This is a genomic window from Eubacterium sp. AM05-23, from assembly GCF_003477535.1.
In the GTDB taxonomy this organism is placed as follows: Bacteria; Bacillota; Clostridia; order Eubacteriales; family Eubacteriaceae; genus Eubacterium; species Eubacterium maltosivorans.
The window spans coordinates 346,879-369,641 of record NZ_QUDF01000002.1 but is presented as its reverse complement, the minus strand read 5'-3'; the positions used below and the strand labels follow the sequence as shown (position 1 = coordinate 369,641).

Here is a 22,763-nt window from a genome sequence, read left to right as displayed (position 1 = left end):
CGCAAAAAGACACACCCCGTATCCCTGAGGGTACAGGCTGCGTCTCACCTATTCTCAATGCGGATATTGTCTATAAAGACAAGGGCAACAACGGCATTGTTCATCATCATTTCTCCAAACAATCTGTTGATGTCATTATAAAAGAGTGACTGCCAAAACACAATAGACTGCCGAATATTTAACAAACATTTAACAATTCACGCTTGACATTCATATAAGAGGACCGCGACATTCTGGTTTTGCTTTTTGTCCTTTAACTGGTACAATAAAGACAACCGATACATCGAGGAGGTATCCAATGTTCAGCACCCTTTATCTCAGTAGCTTTTCCATTGACCGGAACGATCCGGCCTACACTCAGAGCTATCTTTCCGACCTGCCAGTCATTCAGCAGCTTGAGCCCTTTTTCTTTGAAAAGAACGTCACTTTTTTCTGCGGCGAAAACGGTACCGGCAAATCTACCCTGCTGGAGGCGCTAGCGGTGAGGTATGGCTTTAACCCAGAGGGCGGGTCAAAGAATTTTGATTTTCATTCCCACGATACCCACTCTGCCCTGTACCAGTTCATCAATCTGACCAAGGGCCTCGCCCTTCCCAAAGACAATTTCTTTCTGAGAGCTGAGAGCTTTTACAATGTTGCGGCAGAAATTGACCGGATGGAGAATGAACCCGGAGGGACTGGCCTGTACAAAAGCTACGGCGGTCTCTCTCTTCATGCCCAGTCCCACGGCGAAAGCTTTCTGACACTGGTCCAGAGCCGCTTTCGCGGCAAGGGACTTTATATTCTAGACGAGCCCGAGGCTGCCCTGTCCGCCTCACGCCAGATGACGCTTTTATCCCTGATCCACAACCTGGCACGGGACGGCTCCCAGTTTATTGTCGCGACCCACTCTCCCATTCTGCTGGCCTGCCCCGATGCAGATATTTATATTTTATCCCCCGATGGCCGTCTGTCCCTGACCGCCTACAGGGATACCGAGCCCTATTGCCTGACCAAAATGTTCCTCGATGACCCTGAACGGTTGCTGCACTATTTACTGGACTGAAAAACTTTATTTTCTTCCTTGACTCTGCCATTATGTGAGGGATTATACTAAGGATGAGCTCAAGAAAACCAACTTTGAAAGGAGATGGGAATATGCTGAAAATTGGAGAATTTTCTAAACTTTGCCACGTCAGCGTCCGAATGCTGCGCCATTTTGAGGAGATGGGGCTTCTGCTTCCAGAACGGGTTGACCCCTTTACCGGCTACCGTTACTACACAGCTTCTCAGCTGACGACTGTCAGCACCATTGTCTCTCTGCAGCGCATGGGCCTGAGCCTGACAGCCATCGGTGAAATTCTTAAAAGCAGCAGCACTTCCCAGGCTCTTGAAACGCACATTGAAGCCTGCTACCAGAAGAAGCTGAAGGAAGCTGAAAAACTGCAGGTTCAGCTCTGGCAGCTGAAAGCCGCTGGCGAAAGGCTTCGCAGAAAGGAAGAAATCATGAAAAATTATATCGTTGTTGCAAAAGAATTACCCTCCTGTCAGGTTGCAAGCCTGCGTGATACCCTGAGTACCTACACTGAAGAAGGCCGACTCTGGGAAAAGCTGCACGCTGAAATCGCACCTCAGCATCCCAAGTTCGCCACCCCGCCCTTCAGCACCGCGACCTACCACGATGCAGAATACAATGAAGCCAACCCGGATGTAGAAGTTCAGGTGTCTGTCATTGGCAGCTACCAGGATACCGGGCACGTCTTTTTTAAAAAACTGCCCGCACGCCTGGTGGCAAGCGTCACTTTCACTGGAGCCTATGACCAGATCACCGATGTCAACATCACAGCCATGAGGTGGATTGAGGAAAACGGCTACCGAACCAACGGCACCATGTTCAATGTCTACCATGTGGGGCCTGGCGATACCAGCGAGCCTGAAAAATGGGTAACAGAATGCTGCTTCCCCATTGCCGCCAAATAAGCGAAACGCCATCTGACGGAGAAATTCGTCAGATGGCGTTTTAAAGTTAGATAATAATTTGCTTTTGAAGATAGAGCAAGTCTAAATGATAGACATCCTCTGAGACAATATGCTGCTGGCTGCACCATTTTTCGAGATCCTCCGCGCTTAAAAGCAATAAATTAGGCAGCTGTGGATCAAACTCTATTTTTAACTGGGTGCCGAGCGTGACGGCAAAATGAAATTTCTTAAAGCGCTCCGGCTTTTTCTTCCGCGTCATGCGGGCTGTCTGAAGTTCTGTGTAAATCCACGGTGTTTCTTCAACAGCTCCCTCCTTCTTCAGCGAATGATATGGGTTCAGGAAAATCACACACTCACACTGGGCGATCATCTTACCCAATGCCATGTTCAGGACAGGGTAGACATGGCCGGGCGCAAATCCCCCGGCTACCAGCTCGTCTGCTGCCTGCCAGATCCACGAATCCACAAAGACTGAAACTCCCAGCTCTTTCTGAAGCCAGCGCTCAAGCCTGGATGCCAAAGGCCCATCTGCCAGAGCATGGGATAAAAACACCTGGAATTTGAACTCTGGAAACCACTCAGAAAGCAGAGCCTCGCCGTCAAAAGCGGCCCCCATTCCGAGGTATTTTTTCAGTTCCTCCACAACTTTCGCCTGATTCACACTTTCATCCGCATCTGAGCATGGCGCTCCCTTTTCCAGCCGGTCCATCTCTTTTTCATCCATTGTTAAGTTAAACGCTGTAAACATCTCGTACCTCATTTCAAAATAAAATCGCTTGAATTTTGTTAAAACAAAATATCCGGTGCCGTTGCAATGGTTTACGTTTCTTGTAAATCAATTATATCGGATTCATTTCCTTTTGTAAAATAGATTTGCAGATATATTTTGACAAAAAAATCCCGGTTTTGTTGCCCCATTCGCATACAAAACCGGGTAAATCATATCGAATTATTCCTCTTCTTGTTCTTCATTAAGAACATCCAGTACAATTTTATCCTCTTCCTCTGCTTCTGGATGGCGCGGAGGCTGCGGATGCTCTGGATCATGGGGGCCGGGTCCGTGATGAGGACCGTGCGGGCCGCCAAAGTGCTCATGATGAGGTCCATGAGGACCTCCGTGCGGTAAATGAGGATGCGGCGGGGCAAGCGGTGGCATTTCTTCATCCATATCCGCTACTTTATCTTCCAATGAGGTGATCAGCTTATCGAAAAGCACCGTGAGGGTTTCTTTTTCTTCTTCCGATAAGACATCAAAAAGAAAATCTGCGGATTCATCCTTTCGGCTTTTGATGGTTTCTGCCAGCGCTCTTCCATCCTCTGTCAGATAAACGTTCCTGTTTCGCTTGTCCTCTTCATTTCTGTGGCGTTCCACCAGCCCGTTCCGTTCAAGCTTGATGATCAGCTCGCTCAGAGACGCCGGGCGTATGCCGGACTGCTCAGTCAGCAGCTTCTGGCTGACGCCGTCATTTTCAGCCAGCATCACAAGCACTTTTCCCTGTCCGTGGTGTGGGTCTTCCTTTGGCCCTCTCGGCGCAAAGCGACGCATTCCCTGGTGCATTAAAACCTGGTATTTTCTGAACTGTTCCATTAATTTTTCATTGAGTTCGTTCATTTTTTATCTCCCTTTCGATTCGTGAAGCGGGGGCGTTCCGCCGCCGCTTCTTTTATTCAGGTACCTTATGATTAAATTTTACACCCTTTTCACATATTTGTCAAGGTACCTTATTAATTTTTTTAAAGTTTTGTTGCATGGCACCGTTCCAAAGTGTAAAATAAGGGTATCCTATTAAGAAAAGTAAGAAAAGGAGCAAATGATGTTACAGCAAGGTACCAAGGCCCCGGATTTCACACTGCCTGATAAAGACAACCATCCGGTCAGCCTTTCTGATTTTAAAGGAAAAAAGGTTATTCTTTATTTTTATCCCAAGGACAATACAAAGGGCTGCACCACCCAGGCCTGCACTTTCCGGGACGCGTATTCTGAATTTGAGGCTCTGGGCGCAGTTGTCATTGGCGTCAGCAAGGACAGCACCCGCTCGCACACCAATTTTGCCTCGAAGTATGAGTTGCCCTTTCTGCTGCTCTCCGACCCGAAAACCGAGGTTATCCAGGCCTATGATGTATGGAAGGAAAAGAAAATGTACGGCAAAACCTATATGGGCATTGTGCGCACCACCTACATCATTGACGAAGCTGGTATGATCGAAAAGGTTTATGAAAAAGTCAAGCCCGCCGAAAACGCCGACCAGATTCTGGAGCATTTAAAGGGCAAGGCATAATCAACTAAAGGCAGCCTTTAGGATTATTTATAGTCCAGGCTGCCTTTATCTGTTTTTTAAGCGAGATGGGACAGTGTTCAGCCTGTATCTGGACAAGGGTGCCGCCATCAAAAAAACAAGAGACAGCTTCGCTGTTGCGATGCTGTCTCAACACTCAGACTGCCATATTTTCCCGCTTTCAAGCAGTTTTCTGACATCCCGGCTGTTCTGGCAGAAAAGAACCTTTTCGGGGTAGGCTTTCTGAAGACTGCGATACCAGTCCCTGTGGCGTTTACTGCGCCCGTCTTTTAAAATCCACTTGGCGAAGGCATAGTCAAATTTTTCCTCACAGCCCTCCGCCATGCTCTCCCGGACCTGGTTCCTGGATTTGAGGTAGCGCAGATAGGCTCTCGGAAAGCAGACCCGCCTCGGCAGGCAGAGCATCATGATCTTATCCGCCGTAGCCATGCGAAGTCCACAGTGGAGATCACCGTAGTTGCCGTCGATAATCCAGTCGTCCTGAGCCATAAAGGCTGTGACCATCGCCCTCGCTTCTGCGCGGTCCCGCTCCTGCCAGCCTGGAAGGAAGTTGACCTTATCCAGATGGAGCACGGGATACCCGGTCTCCTCCCCCAGATGTTTAGCAAGCGTCGACTTGCCTGATCCGCTGTAACCAATCACTGCGATTTTCATCGTGCTTTATTCTTAAACAACACCATGAAGGACAGCGCCATGGACAGCATCAGCAGCATGGGCATCGCAGCTGTCAGGGCATCTTCCACTATCCCAGTTTCCGGTGTTTTCCCGGCCGCTTCGCTGGGCTTGGCAGGCGCCGCCAGAGTGCGGAACTCAATTTCCGGGCCATAATGGACGCCCGATTCGGTCTTGACATAGGCCATAGCGGTGTAGGCCATATCCGGAATCAGCGTATCCAGCGTATAGCCGAACTTGGTGACGCTGTTGTCGCCATGCATTACCACGGTTTTATAGTCTTCATCGCCGGTTTCAGCTGGTTTATAGGCAAAGCCGCGTTCGGTAATGTCTGCACCATCGGTATAATATACCCCTCTCAAAATAGCGGAGGTATCGGTAATGGTATCGGCCGGGCTCGTCGTCACGGTGATGGCCTCCTCGGCAAAAACCGATACGCAAAAGCAGGCCATCAAAACCAGCAGTGTGCATAAAAATGAAACGCTCTTTTCTCGCATCGTCGATTCTCCTCTGTAAAATTTTGTATCTTAATTATAGCATAAAGCAAGACCTCTGTCCTTAGCCGATATGCATGGACGCAATCAGCGTTACCATAATCACAATGCTGATCAAAATAGACACCGAGCCCGCAAAGCTGGAAAGGCCCGCGTCACCTCCCGCATTTTTCTGTAAATACCGGCGACAGTACTGTGATCGGCAAAAAGAGCAAAATGACCAGTACTTGCCGCAGCGGCAGGTAGAAATAGAACAGCCTGAGTGTAATTATCCCCCGGCATATTCAGGGTATACAGCGCCTTTTTTGCCCTACCTTTGCGTATACTGATCACAAAGCCCACAAGATACATCCCCACATTGCAAAAAAACCCAAACAGCATCAGGGTAAAGAGTGTGCCGCTTTTCTCAGAAACGCAGAATCCTGTCACAATGGCTGACGTCAGGGTAATATTCAGCATAATCTTGGTGACAGTATCCATTGCGCTCTCCCTAGAATAAATGCGGTTGCTTTTAGTAATATGGATGTCATTAACGCTACTGCCTTCTCCGCCGCCCATTTCGCACAGTGCTCACATTGATCGTATGGCTCAGAGACTCGTAAACAATCTGAGTCTCACGGGTAAAGACAGAGATGAGCAGCTGAACGATGAAAACAGCAAAGACCAAACCAAAGGCCAGGGCGATCACCATGAGGATGGTATGGGCGATCCCGGTGTACAGGGGCAGGAGCTCATAGACCTTCATGGCGATAAAGGGGGCTGGTATGACCAGGAGATACTGAAGGCCGTAGCGCAGGATGTACTGGAAAAGCTTTGCCGGGCGTTTATTTTCGGACATGAGCCGGATACCAACCAAAAATTTTCCGACGGTCCTTCCCCGGGTCATCCACGGTAACAGAATGAAATACAGGACAATGACAATGATGTAAAGCACCACCGAGCGTTTGCCGTCCATTGCCAGCATATCGCTTAAGGTCGGGCTGCCAAGCACCCGCCCGGCAAGGTGCAGAACCCCAGTGAGAATGGCCCAGTCAAAGAGAAAGGCAAAGCCCCGCCGCATATAGGTAACGGTGCGTCCCCGCTTGTAGGATACCTCGTCCAGCCGGTCCCGCGAGGGCAAAAAAAAGCTGAAAACCGGTGTGATCCAGAAACCCACCAGAGCGCCGAAGGTGTTGTTGATCAGGTCATCCACCTGAAACAGGCGGTAGGGCCTTGGATATATCCCAAACAGGGCGCTCAGCTGGATCAGCTCAAAGGACAGGCTCACCAGAAAACCGATGAGGATGGCCTGCCACCAGCTTCGCCTGAAATAATACCGCAGGTAGACGCCCAGGGGCGCCAACAGCAGGATATTGAAAAAGGGCTCGTAAAAACACTGCTCTTTCATTGCCTTGAGATAGGTGCTGGGGTCTGAGAGGACCAGGGTGGTGTTTTCCCAGAAGTTTGTCCAGGCATGAAAGGGCACCAGATCCATGGTAGAGCTGGTATAGCGGGCGACCTCCGCGATGGGCGGCAGCGGCAGCATGGTCAGAAAATAGGCGCAGGTCATATATAGAATAAACGAATAGACGATCACAACTCTAAGCACCAGCAGCGAACCGTATTTCCGGTATTGATAGACGGCGTAGGGAATGGTAAAAAACGCTGCCAGGACCGGAAACACCAGACAGGCAAATTTTATGGGAAGTGTGTATGCACTCAGCAATTAAATCACCCCTTTTTTACTTTTTAGCATTTTTTTCAATTTTATCGGTTATCCTGCTTAGTATAGCATAGTTTCTTAAAAAATTGCATAGAATCTTATTTTTATACCCTGTGAAAACGCCTGCGAATCTTTTTATTGACAAATTTAACTTTAAACTATAATATATGTACTGTAAACATATTTTAGACTACAACAAATGAAAGGCGGCCTTTGCCATGTATATTGATCAGGTCTTGAAATTCGCGGATATTTTAATCGACTATGTGAGGCATGTGACCACTGAAATTGATGCCCTGTTCGCCGACGTGCTGAGCGATAATGGGCTGACAATTCTGCAAAGCCGTGTCCTGACAGAGGTCAAGCACGCGAACACCATCACCATCGGCGCCCTAGCCGATACTCTGAAGCTCAACAAGGCGAATGTTTCCAACATGTGTAAAAAACTGGCCCAAGCCGGCTTTTTGAACCGCTTCAGGGATAAAAATGATGAGCGAGTCGTCCTTGTCTCTCTGACGGAGAAGGGACAGGAAACACTAAAGGAAATCGATCAGGTGATCCAAAGCCGCTATGCTCAGGTAATGGAAAATACCCCGCCTGAGGATTTTGAGACCCTGCAAACCGGAATGGACACCATTGAGGCCTTGCTTGCGCGCATGCACGAAGCCAACCAGAATAGTAAAAAATAGGAGTATGCAGATGAATAGAGAAAAAATTGCCGTGCTGACGGATTCCTGCGCGGATATTCCAAAGACATTAATAAAAAAGCATGACTTACACATTCTGCCGCTAAAAATCATCTTCAGCGACAAAGCCTATACTGATGGGGTGGACATCACAGCCGCCCAGGTCTATGACAGACTACCGTCAGAAATCCCAAAGACCTCTCTTCCCTCTCCCGAGGAGGTGCGTACACTTTTTCAGAAAATTTACGACAAGGGCTACCGCAAGGTTTTCGCCATTATTTTTTCCAGCGGACTGAGCGGTACCTTTAATCTCGTGCGGCTGATTGGAAGGGAATTTGAAGGCCTGAGCGTGCACGCGGTGGATACCCTGAGCGGAAGCCTAGGCACTGGCGCCATCGCCGTTCACACTGCGGAGCTCATCAAGGAGGGCCGAAGCTTTGAAGAAATCAAGACTATCCTTCCGCGCCTCATCGCCAACACTAAGGTCTTTTTCAGCATTGACACCCTAGAGTATCTGCAAAAGGGCGGCCGAATCGGCCTGATTACAGCCATGACCGGCACACTGCTTAATGTGAAGCCCATCATCACTTTCAGCAATGACGGTCAGCTGATGAGCGTGGCTAAGGTGCGTGGACGTCGGAAATCTATCCAGAAAATGATTGACCTTGCGAAATCCCATGTTCCAGGGGGGGCGCGCTATATCCTCATGGTCGCAAACGGCGGCTGCCCAGATGAGATGGACGCAGTTAAAGTTCACTACACCCGAGTACTGCCGGATTTTGAAAATCTGTATGAGGGCGAGGTCGACTGTACCTTGGGCACTCATGTCGGCCCTAACCTATTGGGTGCCGGAATATTGGTGTTGGGAGAAAATGATTAAAAATAAGATGCGGCAATACGCCGTATCTTATTTTTTCGTTTTTTTTATTTTTGGTGGTAAATTTCGTGCAGCTTGCTATAGAGCCCTGACAGACAACCGTAGATATTTTCAACACTTCTTTATAGAACTTGGTATATATTTTTTACTGCTCCATATCTGGGATGAAACCATCCTTTTTGTGTGCCATAGCAGACACAGCCTTATGGTAGTCCTTAAAGGCGCCAATGCCTGCTACCTCGTGGGGTTGGGTGCAAACAGAAGGGATGCCAAACATATCGGCTGTAATCTGGCAGATCTCATCGCTCTGGGATCCCCCCCCCCAGTAGGTTTCCTCAAAGCGGTGATTCGCCCCTCTTTTCATGAGGCGCATTCTCTCCATGAACGCAAAGTTTATGCCTTCGATAATAGCTCTGTAAATATGAATACAGGTATCGCAATTTGAAAAGCCAATGACAGCGCCCCAGGCGGTGGGCCTAGTGACATTGGGGTAAAATAGGGCTGGAACAGCAGGCCCTCACATCCGGCCAGTATTTCCTTAAAGCGCCGATTCAGCAGTTCCTCGGCAGGGACGCCCCTCTCTCTGGCCTAGCGCACCTCCTTTTCGGCAAACTCCTTCTAAAACCAGGAGATGAGCCAATAGCCCCGAAAATTCTTAATCTTTGGGGGAATTCCCCGGGATAATGGAGGGATAGGGTGGGCTGAACCGCTCGTGTTCCAAATAACGATGGGTAATAAATGTAATCATGGCTGTGGTGCCCAGGCCGATGGCGGCCTTTTCTCTGGTGGTGCAGCACATTTCCAACACCTCGCAGTCCTTGTCAGAGATGGAGGCAATGAGGGGCATTCCTTCGGCTAAGCCAGTGTCCTCGGCGTTGGTCATTCTTATGATGAAGATAAAGCACAGGTTGGCACCCTCTGGATAGCAGTGAGACATATGCGTGATGACAATGGTATTTGGCAGAACGTGGCACGCGGCGTGCACCTCTTTATGGACTTTGCCCATATTGGATCAGTTGACAGAGCATTCCAGAGTATCGGTCATCACGCCGAAGTCCAGCATAGTGTCCCGTAGATAGGGGGCATTAACGCGTCCCTTTTCCCAGCTTTTGACCACGTAGAAGGTTAGACCCATGCCCCGTAACGGTGGGTGATCCGCCGGATATTTTTCGCTACATTTTTAGAAAAACCTTCCTCGACGTCGGTAAAGCCTAGAAACAGGCGCTTCACATCTCTTCGTAGCCCCGGAGGTCCAGGAGCTTCCACCTCCCAAGTTTCTACCGCATTGGGGCCTACCAGTAGGTTATCGTGAACGGTGTACAGAATGCCGCCGCCATTGGTGTGGGAAGCGTTCTTTGCCAGTATCTTGATGGCGGTTATGCCAGAGAGCAGACCCCCGTCCTTTTTATCCAGAATCGAGTTCGTCCCCCTTTCGAGGATGAATGTAATAAAAACGGTCCCCAGACAAGCGCCAGATACAGCGTCCCCCGGTTCGTCTCCACAGCGGTGATAGCTACGTTTTCGATTTTTATACCAAGCACTGCTGTGTTTAAGCTGATTCTCACGCCGTTCTGCACTATGTTCTCTCCGTAGGCGATGGTGAGGCCATAGGGGGCATACGCATCCGACGATTGAGTTGAACATCGAGTGAAGACGGGCAAAAAAAACCGGCCAACCTTGTGGGACCGGGGCACGATGGATACAGCTTCCTTGGGGATGCCGTTCCACGAATCATTTGCTTTAACTGTCTTTATTTTAGTACTCCGGTGACCTTTTAAAAAACGGGAATTGTTAAATCCAAGGGACATTTATTTTACATTTCATCCAAATGCTCTTCTTCTGCAAGAAACGCGGCCTCGTCTGCGCTCACATATTTTCTTTGGGAATCTGGCGCTTGCTCAGACGCTTTCCGGTGGCCTCACGCAGGAGCATGTAACAGACCGAGCACAGCGGAATGGTGATGATCATCCCCGTAATGCCCATGGCGCCGCCGCCGATGGTGACCGCCACCAGAACCCAGATGGATGGCAGCCCTACCGAGCCGCCCACCACATGGGGGTAGATCAGGTTTCCTTCTATCTGCTGGATGATCAGGAAAATGATGATAAACCAGAACGCCTGCATGGGGTTTACCATGAGGATCAAAAACGTTCCCACGAAGCAGCCGATAAAAGCTCCAAAAATTGGAATCAAGGACAAGAAGCCGATGAGCACGCCGATCATCAGCGCGTAGGGCATCCTAAAGATCAGCATGACCACCACAAACATAGCGCCTAGGATCACCGATTCGGTGCACTGGCCGGTCACAAAGCTGCTAAAGGTGCTATTGGACAGGCGGCATATCTTTAAAAGCTTATCCGTTACCCTTTCCGGCAGATAGGCATAGAAAAGCTTTCTGAACTGTGAGCCTAGCTTTTCTTTCTGCAAAAGTACATACAGGGCAAAGATGAATCCCAAAGAAAAGTTAACCACCCCGCTTGCGATGCTGCTGGCCACATTAAAAGTAGAACCCACAAAGCTCATGAGGCCCTTTTGCAGGAAATCGACAATTTCCGAACCGAAATTCGTCCAGTCGATGGTTATCTCGCTGATCTGTCTGGCAATATCCGGATAGCTCCCTGCCAAACTGGCAGCCCATTCTTCCACCTGCTTCACAAAGCCCGGCACGCTGTTTGCCAGAATGCCGACCGTATTGGCAATTTCGGGCACAATGATAAAGATCACTACCATGATGATCAGAAACACCAGCAGAAGCGCCAGTACCAGGCTTAAGGGCCGCACCATCTTGTGCATTTTAAGCCCTTTCACCCGCTTTTCACTAAAGAGATGGTGTTCGATAACACTCATAGGAATATTTAAAAGAAAGGCCATACACGCCCCTAGAATAAAGGGAAAGATCAAACCAATTACAAAATCAAAAGTCTTCCACACCGATCCAAAATTCTGCAACCCCGCTGAGAGTAACAGGGTAAGCACAATAAGGCCGATGATCGTACGAACTGTTTTTTTGCTTAATTCCATAGATTCCTCCAGTCTAAAATCTGTTGTATTTTATGAATACTTTATCATACTTGCGCTTTTAAATCAACGTTTCCAAAGCCTCTTTCTTCCCTTGAGCGCCAGGTCTCTACATAGTCAAACTGCTGATAAGCATATTCGATGTCTACGAACTCCGGGGAGCGCCGCAACACCTTTATTTGTTTCACCAGCTCAGAGACCATCTCGTCAAGCGGTAATCCAACTGGGGTGGGAACCTTCACGCTCCTATTCATTAAATGTGAAACCGTTTTTTCCACATGCCTTTGTGGCGTACAGAGCCCTTTCTGCTATTTTATATAAATTGCTGTAGTCATTGCCCCGGGCGCTGGCAAAGGTCACACCCAAACTGGCAGAGATATGCCAGCGCTTTGCCGCTAGAGAGGCAGATTTTGTTCAGTAGGCCGGTTATTTCAGCGGTAGGTGAGCATGTGCAAGGTTCTATTACTCTCCCACCTCACGATCCGGCCAGTGATGCACATCCAGTAGTAGCGCCCATCATTCAGCAACCAAGGCCAGGGTTTCGCTGAATGGCGCGCCGTCAGGAATACCCAGACTCTCAAAGTAATCCTCTGTCGCGCGGTTGGTCAGCCAATTCCTGGTCACATTGAGCTCATAAATATCCTCATAAAGCTCCTTGGTGGCTTTCTCAAACACACTTTGGTACTCTGGCCTATTTCTGTACCAGGGTTATGACTTGGCAGTTGCAGGTGTTTAGTGCGTACGCGAGCACCCCAATGATCAAGTACCAGCACCATGAGCAGCAGTCCCACAGCAGTGGCTAGCCATTGCGTTTCCAAAGCGTCGCTGACCTAACCACTATTTATCAAGGCTGCTAGCCTACGTATCCGCTGAGCACCATAATTACCAAAAATGCCGCTGCGGTCACACCGCAGATAAGGATATTGGCCTTAAGTAAATTTTTCTTTTTCATTAAAAGGTGTTCCCTTTTATTTTCTGAACACAGTTGGTCAATTGTATATTATAACAAGCCAAGATCTTTAAATGTTCCCCAAATTTGCGAAACTCTGGCCGCTTCGATCCTTTATCGCTTATTTTCGACTTTTTTCTTGACCTTTTCCTTCAGGTCTTGCATAATAGACAAGGAACCCAGGTTATATAACTGCATAAAAAGGAGTATTCTTTATGAAAAATCAACTCAACACGCAACCTGTTGAAAAAAGAATGAGCTGGTATACCCTAGCACTCATGGCCTTCACAGCTGTCTGGGGCTTCGGGAATGTCATCAACGGCTTTTCGGAATACAATGGTTTAAAGGCCATTGTGGCCTGGATCATCATTTTCGCCCTGTATTTTGTGCCTTACGCCCTCATGGTTGGGGAGCTGGGGTCTGCCTTCAAAGACGCTGAGGGCGGCGTGAGCTCTTGGATCATGCAGACCATTGGGCCGCGCATGGCCTACTACGCAGGCTGGACTTACTGGGTAGTGCACATGCCCTACATTTCCCAGAAGCCAAACTCGGTGATGATCGCGAGCAGCTGGGCCATCTTCCAGGACTCACGCATCAGCGACATGAACCCCCTTGTCATGCAGTTTGCCGGGCTGGCCATTTTCCTGGTCGCTCTGGCACTGGCCTCCAGAGGGCTCAGCATCCTCAAGAAATTAGCCTCTGTGGCTGGTATGGCCTCCTTTGTCATGTCCATCCTCTACATTCTGCTTATGATGGCCGCTCCGGCCATCACCGGCGCCAAAACCCTTCAGATCGACTGGTCGCTCCAGACCTTTATGCCCACCTTTGATTTGAAATTTTTCACCGGCCTGTCCATCCTCATTTTTGCCGTTGGCGGCTGCGAAAAGCTGTCCCCCTATGTCAACCGGATGAAAAACCCGTCAAAGGATTTCTCGACCGGGATGATCGCCCTGGCGGTCATGGTTTGCGTCTGCGCCATTTTGGGTACGATTGCTATGGGCATGATGTTTGACTCGAACAATATCCCCAAAGACCTGATGACCAACGGCGCTTACTATGCCTTTGCCACTCTTGGCGAATACTACCACGTGGGCAACGTTTTTGTCATCGCCTTTGCCCTCACCAACGCCATCAGTCAGTTTACGGTCATGATCCTCTCCATTGATGCACCGCTGTGCATTTTACTGGGCAGCGCGGATAAGGAGTACATCCCCAAATCGCTGTTTGTCCAGAACAAGTACGGCGCCTACACTAAGGGCCATAAAATGGTCTTAGTCATTGTGGGGATTCTCATTGTGGTGCCGGCCTTTGGCATTGGCAGCGTAGACGAGCTGGTCCGATGGCTGGTCAAGGTGAACTCGGTCTGTATGCCGCTGCGGTATCTGTGGGTGTTTGTGGCCTATATCGCCCTGAAAAAAGCCAGCAATGCGTTCCCGTCAGCCTATCACTTTGTCAAGAATAAAACCGTCGGCATCATTTTTGGCGCCTGGTGCTTTATCGTCACCGCCATTGCCTGCATTGGCGGCATCTATTCCAACGAGCCCTTTGAGCTGATCTTAAACATTCTGACCCCGGTTGTGCTGGTTCTGCTGGGCTTTATCATGCCCTACATCGCAAAACATCAGAACGCCAGGGATCTGTCGTAAAACAAGGAGGTCACCATGAACGAACCATTAAATCACGAACTGTTATCCTTTATTGGAAAAAGCCCCACCGTCTTTCACGCGGTGGACACCATGAAAGCCCAGCTTGCAGAAGCAGGCTTTATCCCACTGGAAGAGAGCAGCGCCTGGCAGCTGGCGCCTGGCCGAGGCTACTACGTCACCCGCAACGCCTCGGCTCTCATTGCCTTCAGAATTCCGGAGGGGGCCTATACCGGCTTTCAGATTGTCGCCAGCCACGGCGACTCCCCGTCCTTTAAAATCAAGGACAACCCCGAGATTACCGTGGAGGACCACTACACCAAGCTGAACGTGGAGGGCTATGGCGGCATGCTCCGCGCGCCCTGGCTGGACCGGCCCCTGTCCGCGGCCGGACGGGTGGTCGTTAAGCACAGGAGCCAGATCTTTACACGTCTGGTGAATCTGGACCAGGACCTGTTCCTCATTCCAAACCTCGCCATTCATATGGACCGCAAGTCTGGCAGCGGTCATGAATATAACATCCAGAAGGATATGCTGCCCCTTGTGGGCGATGGCGCTTCCAGGGGGAGGCTTATGGAGCTTGTGGCAGAGGCTGCCGGTGTGGCCGGAGCGGACATCACCGGCACGGAGCTGTTCCTTTATAACCGGGACCCTGGCCGCATCTGGGGCGCGAACCATGATTTTATCTCCACCCCGCGGCTGGATGACCTCCAGTGCGCCTTTGCATCGCTGAAAGGCTTTCTGGCCGCGGTCCACCCGCGAAACGTGGCGGTGCACTGCGTCTTTGACAACGAGGAGGTGGGCAGCGGCACCAAGCAGGGCGCTGGCTCCACCTTCCTGAAGGACACCCTGGCCCGCATCGTAGAAGCCACCGGAGGCACCCGGGAGGATACCTTCCGCGCCATGGCCGGCAGCTTTATGGTCTCCGCCGACAACGCCCACGCTGTCCACCCCAATTTCCCGGAAAAAACGGACGACACCAACCGCCCTTACATGAACGAGGGCATTGTCATCAAGCACAGCGCCAACCAGAAATATACCACCGACGCGGTCTCCGCCGGCATTTTCAGGGCCATCTGTCAAAAGTCCGGCGTCCCAGTCCAGAACTATGTCAACCGGTCCGATATGGCCGGCGGCTCCACCCTTGGCAATATCGCAAGCACCCACACCCCCATGAACACTGTAGACATTGGCCTGGCCCAGCTGGCTATGCACTCCCCCTACGAAACCGGCGGCGCAAGAGACACTGAACACCTTGTAAAAGCGTTAAAATGTTTTTATGAAACCCCAATCCGGTGCGAGGGCGACGGGCGGTATGTGATTGAATAGACACCCCTATGCCAAAAGAGAGGATGCGGCGTCTTGCCGCATCCTCTCCTGCTGCCCTGTGACAGCCGGGAAATGGCGCTTTCCCTGGATCATTCCTTTTTTAAATGCTCACTTCACTCTCCCTTGAGCTGTTCACACATCTACAAAACCTTTTATTTCCACTGGCCCTTTCCACCAGTCTTTCTCCAATCTCTTCAGACGGCCAGCCTGCTCCGCTCCACTGAAGCATTCCGGCCTTCTCCCGCGCGCTTTTTTAACGTTTTTTTCGGTTAACCATAACGCCCGAAACGCTTAATAATGCCAGCAAAACCAACAGATAAGCAGCACCCATACTGTCAAGCTGTCCAAACAGCCCTGTAGACGGCGCGCCGCCAGACCCCTCGTTTTTTGAACCACTCTGCGCAACATCACAGATAAAGACCCAGTGCACCCGTCCCAGGGCTTCCTGGTATTTATTCTCAAGTTCCCCCGGAACCGTCAGTGTCGCGTCGATAATTCCCTGGTCATTTTTGGTGTACTCGCCAATGAAAATATCATCCTTTAAGGTCCCCTGGCCGCTGGTTTCCGGCAGCCCGGAGGCCGGCCCGTCATAGATGGTCCGGACGTTTCCGTCAGCGGTTGTCAGGTCCAGATGCAGTCTCAGGCGGTTTAACAGTTCGTCGGAAAGCGCTTTTTCTTCTGGTGTGTCAAAACCTTCCGCCTTAGCAGCCTCGACGTGCAGATACATCTTCACATTGTTAAAATCCTTATTGTTGAGCCAGATTCTCTGCTCCTGAACCTCGCCGGGCACCAGCTCCTTATAATTAAAGAACAGATCATCGTCTGGCAGGCTCACAATTTTTTTAGCCTCACCGTCATAAATGACGTTGCGCTCATTCTCAGCCCTGACGCCCACGCCGCTTATGGCCAGCAGGATCAGGACCACCAAAAGCAAAACGGCTGCTTTTCTGGAAAATGTCATCACACTCATTCAATCACCCCTTTCCTCTGGTAATCAGGCTTATTTTAAGGTTCATTTATTCTCCCGGATAGGGCTCCACATGCGTGTCTCCCCAGCCGTCAATGACGCTCTCTGTCCTGTGGGGTGTAAAATGGTCGGACTGGACCGCTTCTGCCTGCACATTCACTGTAAAGGTTTTGTCCACAATTTCATTTCCCCAGGTTTCCGGGATGCTCAGCTCTGTGAACAGTGCTGGCGTGCTCTGCCCAACTGGCAGAACCGCCTGATAGTAGTAGCAGCCGTCTTCTGATTTCACCCAGTCTTTCTGAATTTCCAGCGCCTGCTCAATGTCATCCATCTGGGCGTCGCTCAGCCCCTCGTCGTGGGTCAGGAGGATGCGTACATAGGCACTGTTTTTACCGGTATTGGTCACTGTTGGATCCTTAGGGTAAACGCTGCCAGGCACAACGCCTGTTGGCGCTTTCCATTCCGGCTCAGTCAGATCAATCCGCACGTTTCCCATGGTGATAATATTTTCAGTTTTCTTGGCATCTGTGAACCACGCCAGTGTCCCAGCTGCGATTAACAGCGCAGTGCACAGAACAGCAGTGATTCCGATGGCTCTTTTTTTATTCATGTTTCGCTCCCTTCAGGTTACTCGCGCTCATGGCTATACTAAATCCGGAAAAGCTGCCTTAATGCAGTCCGCCGCTGTTTTGCCGCTCTGAACCTGTGCCAGGTAACCGGCCGCGTCGATTTGGAAATCCTTAATGTCCGCCGCGTTCGCGTTATCGTGCACGTTTACCGATTTAAAGACATCACTGGTTTCGCTGCCAGCTTCGACTGCGGTATTATACACATAGACCACTGCCTTCCCATCCTTTGAGATACCCAGCGCTGTCCATTCTCCGGTGTTAAAGCTGATGTCTGCAAACGCACTGACGGCGTCCAGCGCTGCCTGGCCCTCCGCGCCATCACAGCTTATATCCAGACGGACAGCGATATAGGCCGGCTCCTTTTGCGAGGTGTTTTTCACCTGTGGATTTTTGGGAATGACCATGCCTGGCAGTATATCCTTTGCCATATCTCTGCCAAGGGGGGATGGCTGCGGGGTTACAGGGTTGTTACCATAGTCAAGCCCATCCCAGTTAACCTCCTGTATGGCGCCTGAAAGTCCGGCCGTCGCCACAAAGGTGTTTTTCTTTGTGGCTGTCTGCGCGGTCAGCCAGGCCAGCACGCCGCCAACGGCAAGAATCCCTGCCAGTGCAATAACACTTAATCCAATTGTCCATTTCTTTTTGTTCATTTTAAACCTCTCTTTCACTTTAAGGCCATTCCTAACGACCGGCCGTTACTGAATGGGGATATCTGCACCCCATGTATCTTTTACAGCGCCCAGATCCGCCGCGTCCAGCGCGTCGGCCAGCACCTGTATTTCCAGATGACATCCCTCGGGCATTACAAATCCCGGAGCCAGTAAAACACTCTCCAACAGCTGTGTGGTGGTATCTCCTGGCGCTACCGGCGTTTTGTAGTAAAAATAGTCGCCCTGCTGCTGCCAGCCGCTGTCAGCCGTTCCCGGGCCAGACGCCGCAAAATTATAGCTTATCTGCCCCTCCAGGCTGATGCCGGTTCCCGCGTTATCGCTGTCAAAGACAATTCTGGGCACCAGCCGGACGCGGATATAAGCGTCTGTGACCTTTCCCTCTGGGTTATCATAGTTCTCAATCCATACCCTTTTAGGGACGGTGGCACCACCCTGGATCGCTGCATAATTTTGCGGCGTTTTTTCACCAGTCTCCTGCCGGTCCCTGCCGCTGGCCGGGTCTTGTTCTAAGACTGTGATATTCACAATTTTTTTAGGGCTGAAAAGATTTTCCTTCACATTTGTGGTCGCGTTTAAAAACGCGTAGGTTCCAGCTACCGCCGCCAGCAGCATAATACCAATGATACCGGCTGTAATGACACGGACTTTTTTTCGTTTCACGCATTCTCACCTCCTCATTTTCGTTTGGATGCATTTGTTTTCATCAGGCGTCCGGACAAAAAGGCCAGGAGCACCAGGACCAGAAGGGCTGCCCCCAGAATCATTTTTCCCTGGGCCGACCCTGCCAAAATACTGACGTAGCCGGCAAGGGGAACACAGAACTTCGGGCTGCCCACCAGCCGGTCAAAGGACACAGTTCCCTGATCTTCGACGGCGTTGGCGTCCCCCTTTGTTTTAAAACTCTGGCTGGCCTCGTCCACCTGGGTCACCCGGTGTGTGGCCAGGGTTCTGCCGTCTGCCATATAAAAAGTAATGGGATCTCCCAATTTTACATCTTCCGCGGCGACCGGCCTGACAAAGATCAGGCTGCCCACTGGGTATTGCGGCTCCATGCTGCCGCTCAGCACCGCTAAAGGGATCCACCCCAGCAGGCGAAAGCCTGAAAGCAGCAGCATTATCAGACAGAGCAGTACTGTCAGGATGGTGGATAATATTTTTCGGATAACCATGGACTTCATTTAATTCACAAACCGGTTCAGGGCGTTGGCAGCATCCCCCAGAATACGAGTGTTCTGGTTTAAGGCATTGCTGGCCCTTATCACTGAGGGGGCCTTGCCTTCCTGTCCCTGGTAAGGCGCTGTGCCGTTAAGCTGGGCCTCTGTCGCAGTGCCGTTATCCCCTGAACCGCCCAAATAAAATCCTTCTGAGGGCTTATACACCGGGGCTGGAACAGGCTCAAAGCCCTGGGTTAAATCCGTTAAATTGTATTTCCACGACCAGCCGCTCTCTTCCTTTACGGTGTAGTAGCCTTCTCTAAGGCCCCGAACGGTGTTTGTTTTCACCTTTGTACCCTCATTGGCCGCGAAGCTGATCACCTCATAGAAGGTATCCTGAACCGGCCCGGACAGCTCGTCCCGCCGCTCAATTTTAAAAACAAAGCTCTGGTTGGTGTTCGGCCGCGTATCAGATGTATATTGGGCGTCGATCTCTTTAGTAATATCAAGCTGCCCTTTTACCACATGCACTGTGTACTGCCCGGACAGGCTATCTCCCGCCACACTGACGTTTCCAGACGAGCTGTTGGTTGACGCCTCTGTCGGAGGGTTGACGGACTGCGTGACACTCAGCTTATAGACGGTGCCGCTGTCCGGTATTCTGTCCAGCTCTTCTGGTGTGCAGGGTTCAGGCTGCCAGGCCTTTTTAATGAGACCCTGATTGTAGGGCGCATCAAAAACATCGCCGATGGATGGACGGATGTTTTCAGCGTCATCCCAGCCCAGCATCATGGCTTCCAGGCCGGCTTCATCTGTGACGCCGGTCTGCCTGAGCGAATCACCATAAAAAATGGTTTTGTCAACATCCTGGCTCTTCAGCTTCAGCCGTCGCACATTCACCGTCGGCGAAGCAAAGGGCGCCACCAGCACCCCGTCGACACTTACCCCTGAGCCGGCAGCGTTGGTGGGCACATTGTTATCCCCGATAAAGCTGTCTTTTGCCTTCACCTCAATAGAGACCTGCCAGCCGTTTCCGGACAAATCTTTATCCGGCCATACGATGGTGGTGGTGCCACCCCCGTTTTCGGTATATGCGACGCCTGCGGTGTCAAAGGCGGCTTTCTGCTCAGCGGTCAGCTCAAACCGGCTGTCCAGCACGTCACTTACCGTTGCTGTCACCGCAATCTGGTGTGTGATGGCGTCAAAAATATCCTGCAGAGCCTGCGCAGTATCCGCGAGAGCCGCGCTGTGCTGTGAGTCAATATAGTTCAGGTAATCGTGAACTCTTTGAGACAACCAGCTTTTTAAGATCCCAATCGAGAAGATTTCAGCGCTTAAGGGGTCTCCTTCAAATTCCCAGTCTGGGTTATGGCTGGAGCCATCATCAAGGCTGCCGTCATAATCTCCAAATATTCTTCCGTCTCTTTTAATTAAGTCCTCCCCTTTAATAATCGAGGCGGTGCTCTCCGCTCTCGCCGCGATCTCTCTGTCAAATCCCGAGTAGCTGTTTGGTTCCCCATCGGTCAAAAAGATGACAAACTGCTTGTTTCCTGAATCCGCTGCGCTCAGCACGCTGTACGCATCCTCCAGTCCTAAATCTGACCGTGTGGCGCCATTGGCCCAAAGCTTATCAATGGCCCGGTTAAGGCTCTGGATATTTTCCTGTGTGTCTAGAGACGTCAGGCCTATATTGGTTTTGGAGTCGCTTGCGTAGCTCACGACAGAAACCTGACTGGCCGGGGACTGCGCGCTCAGCTGGGTAATGAAATCCTTAGCGGTATCCTTCAGCACCTCCATTTTAGTCTGCCGGCTTCCATCGTAGCGCTCGCCCATGCTCCCGGACCGGTCGATAACCATCACCACATCCGCGGCGCCGACCGCTGAAGAACTGGCCTTTGCGCCAAGGTTGATCTGGTAGGTTCTGCTTTCCCAGTCCTTCAGCGCGGCCGTCTTGGTGACCTCGATATTGGGGGATGACGGCTCCGGCGCTGCCAAAACAGAAAAGCCGCTGCTCCACAGCATGCCCAGCAGAGCGATGACTGCAATAATTTGTTTTCCTGTTTTTTTCATATTCAGCATACATCCTTTCCTCCAGAATATTTTTGAAAACGTTTATTATCGTCGTTTGACGGATTTCGTTTTTTTATTCTGGATTTTTAAATTTTTTTGACAGCACCGTTATCTTGAGTATTTCTTAAAATGTTCGATATCCTCTTTTAAAAAATACAATTTGGTTATAAAATATAGGTCAGCTAACATAAAGCATTCGTGAAATATTTAAATTTCACGAGCTTTTGTCCTAAACCCTCTATTTCAGGCGCTTGGCGTATTTATGACCATGTTTTTGACCAAAATGGTCAGCTTGCAGACAGCTTCAGCATTTCCTGCTGATCCTGGCCGCTCAGTACATGAACATAAAGCTGCAGCGTCAAACCGACGTTTGAATGTCCCAAAATCCTGCTCAGGACAGAAATCTGCATATTTTTACTTGCTGCATGTGTCGCGAAAGTATGGCGCAGTGCATGAAAATTGACGTGGCGAATTCCGGCTTTTTTTAGAATACGCCTAAAGTAAAGCTGATAAACCCTGGGGTCGATGAAAGAATTTTTTCGATTTGTAAAGACGAATGTTTCTGAAAAATTTTCCCTGTGTTTCATGGTTTCATAATACTGATACAGCAGCTCATGGATTTCCGGATTCATGGGGATTGTCCGGTTAGAGCTGTAGGACTTTGTCCCTTCAAACACCATCTTGGTTTTCATGCCACTCTTCTCACTGTTTTTCACACGCTGAACCGAATCCCTGATTTGGATGACCTGCTCATCAAAATCAACATCTTTCCACCTTAAAGCAGCCAACTCCCCTAGACGAATGCCTGTCTTAAGGGCGAAAAGCACAGCTGTTGATTTTTTATGGTCCCGAGAATTTTTCAACACAGTTTCGAGCTTTTGGGCCTCTTTCACATCAAGAAAAACTGGCTTTTTTATGGGCCTTTTAGGTAAAATAATATCGTCACAAGGGTTTTTATGGATTAATCCCTCTTTTTGTGCCTGCTTGAGGGCGGCCGAGAGAATGACAATGTGCCCGCGAACCGTTGAGACCGCTATTTTATTTTCTTTTAAGGTTGCTTTTATATAATCCTGTATGGCATCTGGCTTCAGATTTTCCAGTTCGCAGTGCCCCAGCCGTGGCACGAGGTGCCGGTTGACGACATTACTGTACCTTGTATAGGAGGACTGTTTGATCGTATATTTTTTGTATGACTCAAGCCACTTCCTCAGCCACTCCGCCAGTAGCGTTTTGGCCTTGTCTTTCTGGTTTTCGTCAAACTGAAGGTTCAAAACATTTTCAATAATACCCCTTTGATTGCTTTTTTCCTTTTCTTCCCGCAACAGACGCTGAAGCTGGACCTCCTCAAAAACTTTATTTTCTGCCTCCTCAAGCTTTAAAATTATTTCCTTGTAGGTTTTAGCATAAACGGAATGGTAGACAGCCTTTCCATAGACATTTTCATATCTTATTATATAGCGGCCCTCGTAACGGCCATCCTTGCGTTTATAGACATTTTTTCGATAACGTTTCATAATGATTCTACTCCCTTTCTGATTTCTGACCATATTCTGACCATTTTTTTTATAATTAAACAGATGAATAAAGCTCTATTTACTATCATTATCCATTTCCCTCTTTAATTATCTTAAAAAAAGTCTGGATTT

General features: G+C 49.9%; 27 protein-coding genes. 7 read left to right on the top strand and 20 right to left on the bottom strand.

The window, feature by feature from the left end:
- Window positions 1-298 precede the first annotated feature (298 nt).
- Together DW091_RS04030 and DW091_RS04025 are read left to right on the top strand one after the other, a co-directional pair.
- Window positions 299-1,045 carry an AAA family ATPase gene (locus tag DW091_RS04030; RefSeq protein ID WP_118517454.1) on the top strand — a complete coding sequence of 249 codons (747 nt, stop codon included), beginning with the start codon at window positions 299-301 and terminating at the stop codon, window positions 1,043-1,045.
- A 92-nt stretch (window positions 1,046-1,137) separates the two neighbouring features.
- Entirely contained in the window at window positions 1,138-1,959 is an 822-nt protein-coding gene (locus DW091_RS04025) for a MerR family transcriptional regulator (RefSeq protein WP_158577821.1), read from the top strand.
- 46 nt (window positions 1,960-2,005) lie between these two features.
- On the opposite strand, the gene DW091_RS04020 is transcribed toward DW091_RS04025, so the two are convergent.
- Both DW091_RS04020 and DW091_RS04015 read right to left on the bottom strand, forming a co-directional pair.
- Window positions 2,006-2,707, bottom strand: a complete 702-nt coding sequence (locus DW091_RS04020; RefSeq protein ID WP_118517452.1) for a toll/interleukin-1 receptor domain-containing protein — start codon at window positions 2,705-2,707, stop codon at window positions 2,006-2,008.
- A 201-nt stretch (window positions 2,708-2,908) separates the two neighbouring features.
- On the bottom strand, window positions 2,909-3,571 hold the full coding sequence (locus DW091_RS04015; protein ID WP_118517451.1) for a MarR family transcriptional regulator: 663 nt from the start codon (window positions 3,569-3,571) through the stop codon (window positions 2,909-2,911).
- Window positions 3,572-3,773: 202 nt separating this feature from the next.
- Between DW091_RS04015 and bcp the strand changes: the two genes are divergently transcribed.
- Window positions 3,774-4,238, top strand: coding sequence for a thioredoxin-dependent thiol peroxidase (gene bcp / locus DW091_RS04010; protein WP_058695306.1), 465 nt, complete (start codon window positions 3,774-3,776; stop codon window positions 4,236-4,238).
- Between the two features lie 147 nt (window positions 4,239-4,385).
- On the opposite strand, the gene DW091_RS04005 is transcribed toward bcp, so the two are convergent.
- The 4 genes from DW091_RS04005 to DW091_RS03990 form a co-directional block, all read right to left on the bottom strand.
- Window positions 4,386-4,910, bottom strand: a complete 525-nt coding sequence (locus DW091_RS04005) for a DNA topology modulation protein FlaR (protein ID WP_118517450.1) — start codon at window positions 4,908-4,910, stop codon at window positions 4,386-4,388.
- On the bottom strand, window positions 4,907-5,425 hold the full coding sequence (locus tag DW091_RS04000) for a hypothetical protein (RefSeq protein ID WP_118517449.1): 519 nt from the start codon (window positions 5,423-5,425) through the stop codon (window positions 4,907-4,909). Before DW091_RS04000 ends, DW091_RS04005 begins: the two co-directional genes overlap by 4 nt.
- A 111-nt stretch (window positions 5,426-5,536) precedes the next feature.
- Complete coding sequence (locus DW091_RS03995; RefSeq protein ID WP_074617700.1) at window positions 5,537-5,902, bottom strand: hypothetical protein; 366 nt, start codon at window positions 5,900-5,902, stop codon at window positions 5,537-5,539.
- 55 nt (window positions 5,903-5,957) lie between these two features.
- On the bottom strand, window positions 5,958-7,127 hold the full coding sequence (locus tag DW091_RS03990; protein WP_118517448.1) for a VanZ family protein: 1,170 nt from the start codon (window positions 7,125-7,127) through the stop codon (window positions 5,958-5,960).
- 215 nt (window positions 7,128-7,342) lie between these two features.
- Here DW091_RS03990 and DW091_RS03985 point away from each other — a divergent pair, with 215 nt between their 5' ends.
- Both DW091_RS03985 and DW091_RS03980 read left to right on the top strand, forming a co-directional pair.
- A complete protein-coding gene (locus DW091_RS03985; protein WP_058695311.1) occupies window positions 7,343-7,813 on the top strand; it encodes a MarR family transcriptional regulator in 471 nt (156 codons plus the stop codon).
- Between the two features lie 10 nt (window positions 7,814-7,823).
- A complete protein-coding gene (locus DW091_RS03980) occupies window positions 7,824-8,690 on the top strand; it encodes a DegV family protein (RefSeq protein WP_058695312.1) in 867 nt (288 codons plus the stop codon).
- A gap of 142 nt (window positions 8,691-8,832) precedes the next feature.
- On the opposite strand, the gene DW091_RS20800 is transcribed toward DW091_RS03980, so the two are convergent.
- From DW091_RS20800 to DW091_RS20010, 7 genes are all read right to left on the bottom strand, one after another.
- Window positions 8,833-9,114 carry an FGGY-family carbohydrate kinase gene (locus DW091_RS20800; protein WP_347561009.1) on the bottom strand — a complete coding sequence of 94 codons (282 nt, stop codon included), beginning with the start codon at window positions 9,112-9,114 and terminating at the stop codon, window positions 8,833-8,835.
- A 228-nt stretch (window positions 9,115-9,342) separates the two neighbouring features.
- Entirely contained in the window at window positions 9,343-9,693 is a 351-nt protein-coding gene (locus tag DW091_RS20795; protein WP_243281447.1) for a hypothetical protein, read from the bottom strand.
- A 6-nt stretch (window positions 9,694-9,699) separates the two neighbouring features.
- Window positions 9,700-9,822, bottom strand: a complete 123-nt coding sequence (locus DW091_RS20790) for a hypothetical protein (protein ID WP_317985594.1) — start codon at window positions 9,820-9,822, stop codon at window positions 9,700-9,702.
- A gap of 241 nt (window positions 9,823-10,063) precedes the next feature.
- The gene (locus DW091_RS20480; protein WP_224168736.1) at window positions 10,064-10,495 is read right to left on the bottom strand and encodes a hypothetical protein; all 432 of its coding nucleotides are present in this window, start codon (window positions 10,493-10,495) and stop codon (window positions 10,064-10,066) included.
- A gap of 58 nt (window positions 10,496-10,553) precedes the next feature.
- Window positions 10,554-11,708 (bottom strand): AI-2E family transporter, encoded by a 1,155-nt coding sequence (locus DW091_RS03960; RefSeq protein WP_118517447.1) that lies wholly within the window; start codon window positions 11,706-11,708, stop codon window positions 10,554-10,556.
- Between the two features lie 44 nt (window positions 11,709-11,752).
- The gene (locus DW091_RS03955) at window positions 11,753-11,959 is read right to left on the bottom strand and encodes a hypothetical protein (protein ID WP_074617698.1); all 207 of its coding nucleotides are present in this window, start codon (window positions 11,957-11,959) and stop codon (window positions 11,753-11,755) included.
- A gap of 262 nt (window positions 11,960-12,221) precedes the next feature.
- Window positions 12,222-12,380, bottom strand: coding sequence for a hypothetical protein (locus DW091_RS20010; protein WP_158577818.1), 159 nt, complete (start codon window positions 12,378-12,380; stop codon window positions 12,222-12,224).
- Between the two features lie 489 nt (window positions 12,381-12,869).
- On the opposite strand from DW091_RS20010, the gene DW091_RS03945 reads away from it, so the two are divergent.
- Both DW091_RS03945 and DW091_RS03940 read left to right on the top strand, forming a co-directional pair.
- The gene (locus DW091_RS03945; protein WP_118517445.1) at window positions 12,870-14,300 is read left to right on the top strand and encodes an amino acid permease; all 1,431 of its coding nucleotides are present in this window, start codon (window positions 12,870-12,872) and stop codon (window positions 14,298-14,300) included.
- Window positions 14,301-14,315: 15 nt separating this feature from the next.
- Window positions 14,316-15,626: a M18 family aminopeptidase gene (locus DW091_RS03940; RefSeq protein ID WP_118517444.1), complete on the top strand. Its 1,311-nt coding sequence runs from the start codon at window positions 14,316-14,318 to the stop codon at window positions 15,624-15,626.
- A 253-nt stretch (window positions 15,627-15,879) separates the two neighbouring features.
- Here DW091_RS03940 and DW091_RS03935 read toward each other — a convergent pair whose 3' ends face one another.
- From DW091_RS03935 to DW091_RS03905, 7 genes are all read right to left on the bottom strand, one after another.
- Window positions 15,880-16,596, bottom strand: coding sequence for a hypothetical protein (locus DW091_RS03935; protein WP_118517443.1), 717 nt, complete (start codon window positions 16,594-16,596; stop codon window positions 15,880-15,882).
- Window positions 16,597-16,642: 46 nt separating this feature from the next.
- Window positions 16,643-17,203 (bottom strand): SipW-dependent-type signal peptide-containing protein, encoded by a 561-nt coding sequence (locus DW091_RS03930; RefSeq protein WP_118517442.1) that lies wholly within the window; start codon window positions 17,201-17,203, stop codon window positions 16,643-16,645.
- 33 nt (window positions 17,204-17,236) lie between these two features.
- Window positions 17,237-17,872, bottom strand: a complete 636-nt coding sequence (locus tag DW091_RS03925) for a hypothetical protein (protein WP_118517441.1) — start codon at window positions 17,870-17,872, stop codon at window positions 17,237-17,239.
- Between the two features lie 45 nt (window positions 17,873-17,917).
- Window positions 17,918-18,553: a hypothetical protein gene (locus DW091_RS03920; protein ID WP_118517440.1), complete on the bottom strand. Its 636-nt coding sequence runs from the start codon at window positions 18,551-18,553 to the stop codon at window positions 17,918-17,920.
- A 14-nt stretch (window positions 18,554-18,567) separates the two neighbouring features.
- Window positions 18,568-19,071 (bottom strand): signal peptidase I, encoded by a 504-nt coding sequence (locus DW091_RS03915; RefSeq protein ID WP_118517439.1) that lies wholly within the window; start codon window positions 19,069-19,071, stop codon window positions 18,568-18,570.
- Window positions 19,072-21,126, bottom strand: a complete 2,055-nt coding sequence (locus DW091_RS03910; RefSeq protein ID WP_118517438.1) for a vWA domain-containing protein — start codon at window positions 21,124-21,126, stop codon at window positions 19,072-19,074.
- A gap of 278 nt (window positions 21,127-21,404) precedes the next feature.
- Window positions 21,405-22,631 (bottom strand): site-specific integrase, encoded by a 1,227-nt coding sequence (locus DW091_RS03905; RefSeq protein WP_118517437.1) that lies wholly within the window; start codon window positions 22,629-22,631, stop codon window positions 21,405-21,407.
- Between the last annotated feature and the right edge of the window lie 132 nt (window positions 22,632-22,763).

What these genes read in the sequence shown, in the direction of transcription:
- DW091_RS04020 (WP_118517452.1), bottom strand. Translation starts at nt 2,707, where the DNA reads ATGTTTACAGCGTTTAACTTAACAATGGATGAAAAAGAGATGGACCGG.
- DW091_RS20480 (WP_224168736.1), bottom strand. Translation starts at nt 10,495, where the DNA reads ATGTCCCTTGGATTTAACAATTCCCGTTTTTTAAAAGGTCACCGGAGT.
- DW091_RS03940 (WP_118517444.1), top strand. Translation starts at nt 14,316, where the DNA reads ATGAACGAACCATTAAATCACGAACTGTTATCCTTTATTGGAAAAAGC.
- DW091_RS03905 (WP_118517437.1), bottom strand. Translation starts at nt 22,631, where the DNA reads ATGAAACGTTATCGAAAAAATGTCTATAAACGCAAGGATGGCCGTTAC.
- DW091_RS03945 (WP_118517445.1), top strand. Translation starts at nt 12,870, where the DNA reads ATGAAAAATCAACTCAACACGCAACCTGTTGAAAAAAGAATGAGCTGG.
- DW091_RS03915 (WP_118517439.1), bottom strand. Translation starts at nt 19,071, where the DNA reads ATGAAGTCCATGGTTATCCGAAAAATATTATCCACCATCCTGACAGTA.
- DW091_RS03930 (WP_118517442.1), bottom strand. Translation starts at nt 17,203, where the DNA reads ATGAATAAAAAAAGAGCCATCGGAATCACTGCTGTTCTGTGCACTGCG.
- DW091_RS03910 (WP_118517438.1), bottom strand. Translation starts at nt 21,126, where the DNA reads ATGCTGAATATGAAAAAAACAGGAAAACAAATTATTGCAGTCATCGCT.
- DW091_RS20790 (WP_317985594.1), bottom strand. Translation starts at nt 9,822, where the DNA reads ATGGGTCTAACCTTCTACGTGGTCAAAAGCTGGGAAAAGGGACGCGTT.
- DW091_RS04000 (WP_118517449.1), bottom strand. Translation starts at nt 5,425, where the DNA reads ATGCGAGAAAAGAGCGTTTCATTTTTATGCACACTGCTGGTTTTGATG.
- bcp (WP_058695306.1), top strand. Translation starts at nt 3,774, where the DNA reads ATGTTACAGCAAGGTACCAAGGCCCCGGATTTCACACTGCCTGATAAA.
- DW091_RS04025 (WP_158577821.1), top strand. Translation starts at nt 1,138, where the DNA reads ATGCTGAAAATTGGAGAATTTTCTAAACTTTGCCACGTCAGCGTCCGA.
- DW091_RS03955 (WP_074617698.1), bottom strand. Translation starts at nt 11,959, where the DNA reads ATGAATAGGAGCGTGAAGGTTCCCACCCCAGTTGGATTACCGCTTGAC.
- DW091_RS03935 (WP_118517443.1), bottom strand. Translation starts at nt 16,596, where the DNA reads ATGAGTGTGATGACATTTTCCAGAAAAGCAGCCGTTTTGCTTTTGGTG.
- DW091_RS20795 (WP_243281447.1), bottom strand. Translation starts at nt 9,693, where the DNA reads ATGGGCAAAGTCCATAAAGAGGTGCACGCCGCGTGCCACGTTCTGCCA.
- DW091_RS04030 (WP_118517454.1), top strand. Translation starts at nt 299, where the DNA reads ATGTTCAGCACCCTTTATCTCAGTAGCTTTTCCATTGACCGGAACGAT.
- DW091_RS03980 (WP_058695312.1), top strand. Translation starts at nt 7,824, where the DNA reads ATGAATAGAGAAAAAATTGCCGTGCTGACGGATTCCTGCGCGGATATT.
- DW091_RS03960 (WP_118517447.1), bottom strand. Translation starts at nt 11,708, where the DNA reads ATGGAATTAAGCAAAAAAACAGTTCGTACGATCATCGGCCTTATTGTG.
- DW091_RS04005 (WP_118517450.1), bottom strand. Translation starts at nt 4,910, where the DNA reads ATGAAAATCGCAGTGATTGGTTACAGCGGATCAGGCAAGTCGACGCTT.
- DW091_RS03985 (WP_058695311.1), top strand. Translation starts at nt 7,343, where the DNA reads ATGTATATTGATCAGGTCTTGAAATTCGCGGATATTTTAATCGACTAT.
- DW091_RS04015 (WP_118517451.1), bottom strand. Translation starts at nt 3,571, where the DNA reads ATGAACGAACTCAATGAAAAATTAATGGAACAGTTCAGAAAATACCAG.
- DW091_RS03925 (WP_118517441.1), bottom strand. Translation starts at nt 17,872, where the DNA reads ATGAACAAAAAGAAATGGACAATTGGATTAAGTGTTATTGCACTGGCA.
- DW091_RS03995 (WP_074617700.1), bottom strand. Translation starts at nt 5,902, where the DNA reads ATGGATACTGTCACCAAGATTATGCTGAATATTACCCTGACGTCAGCC.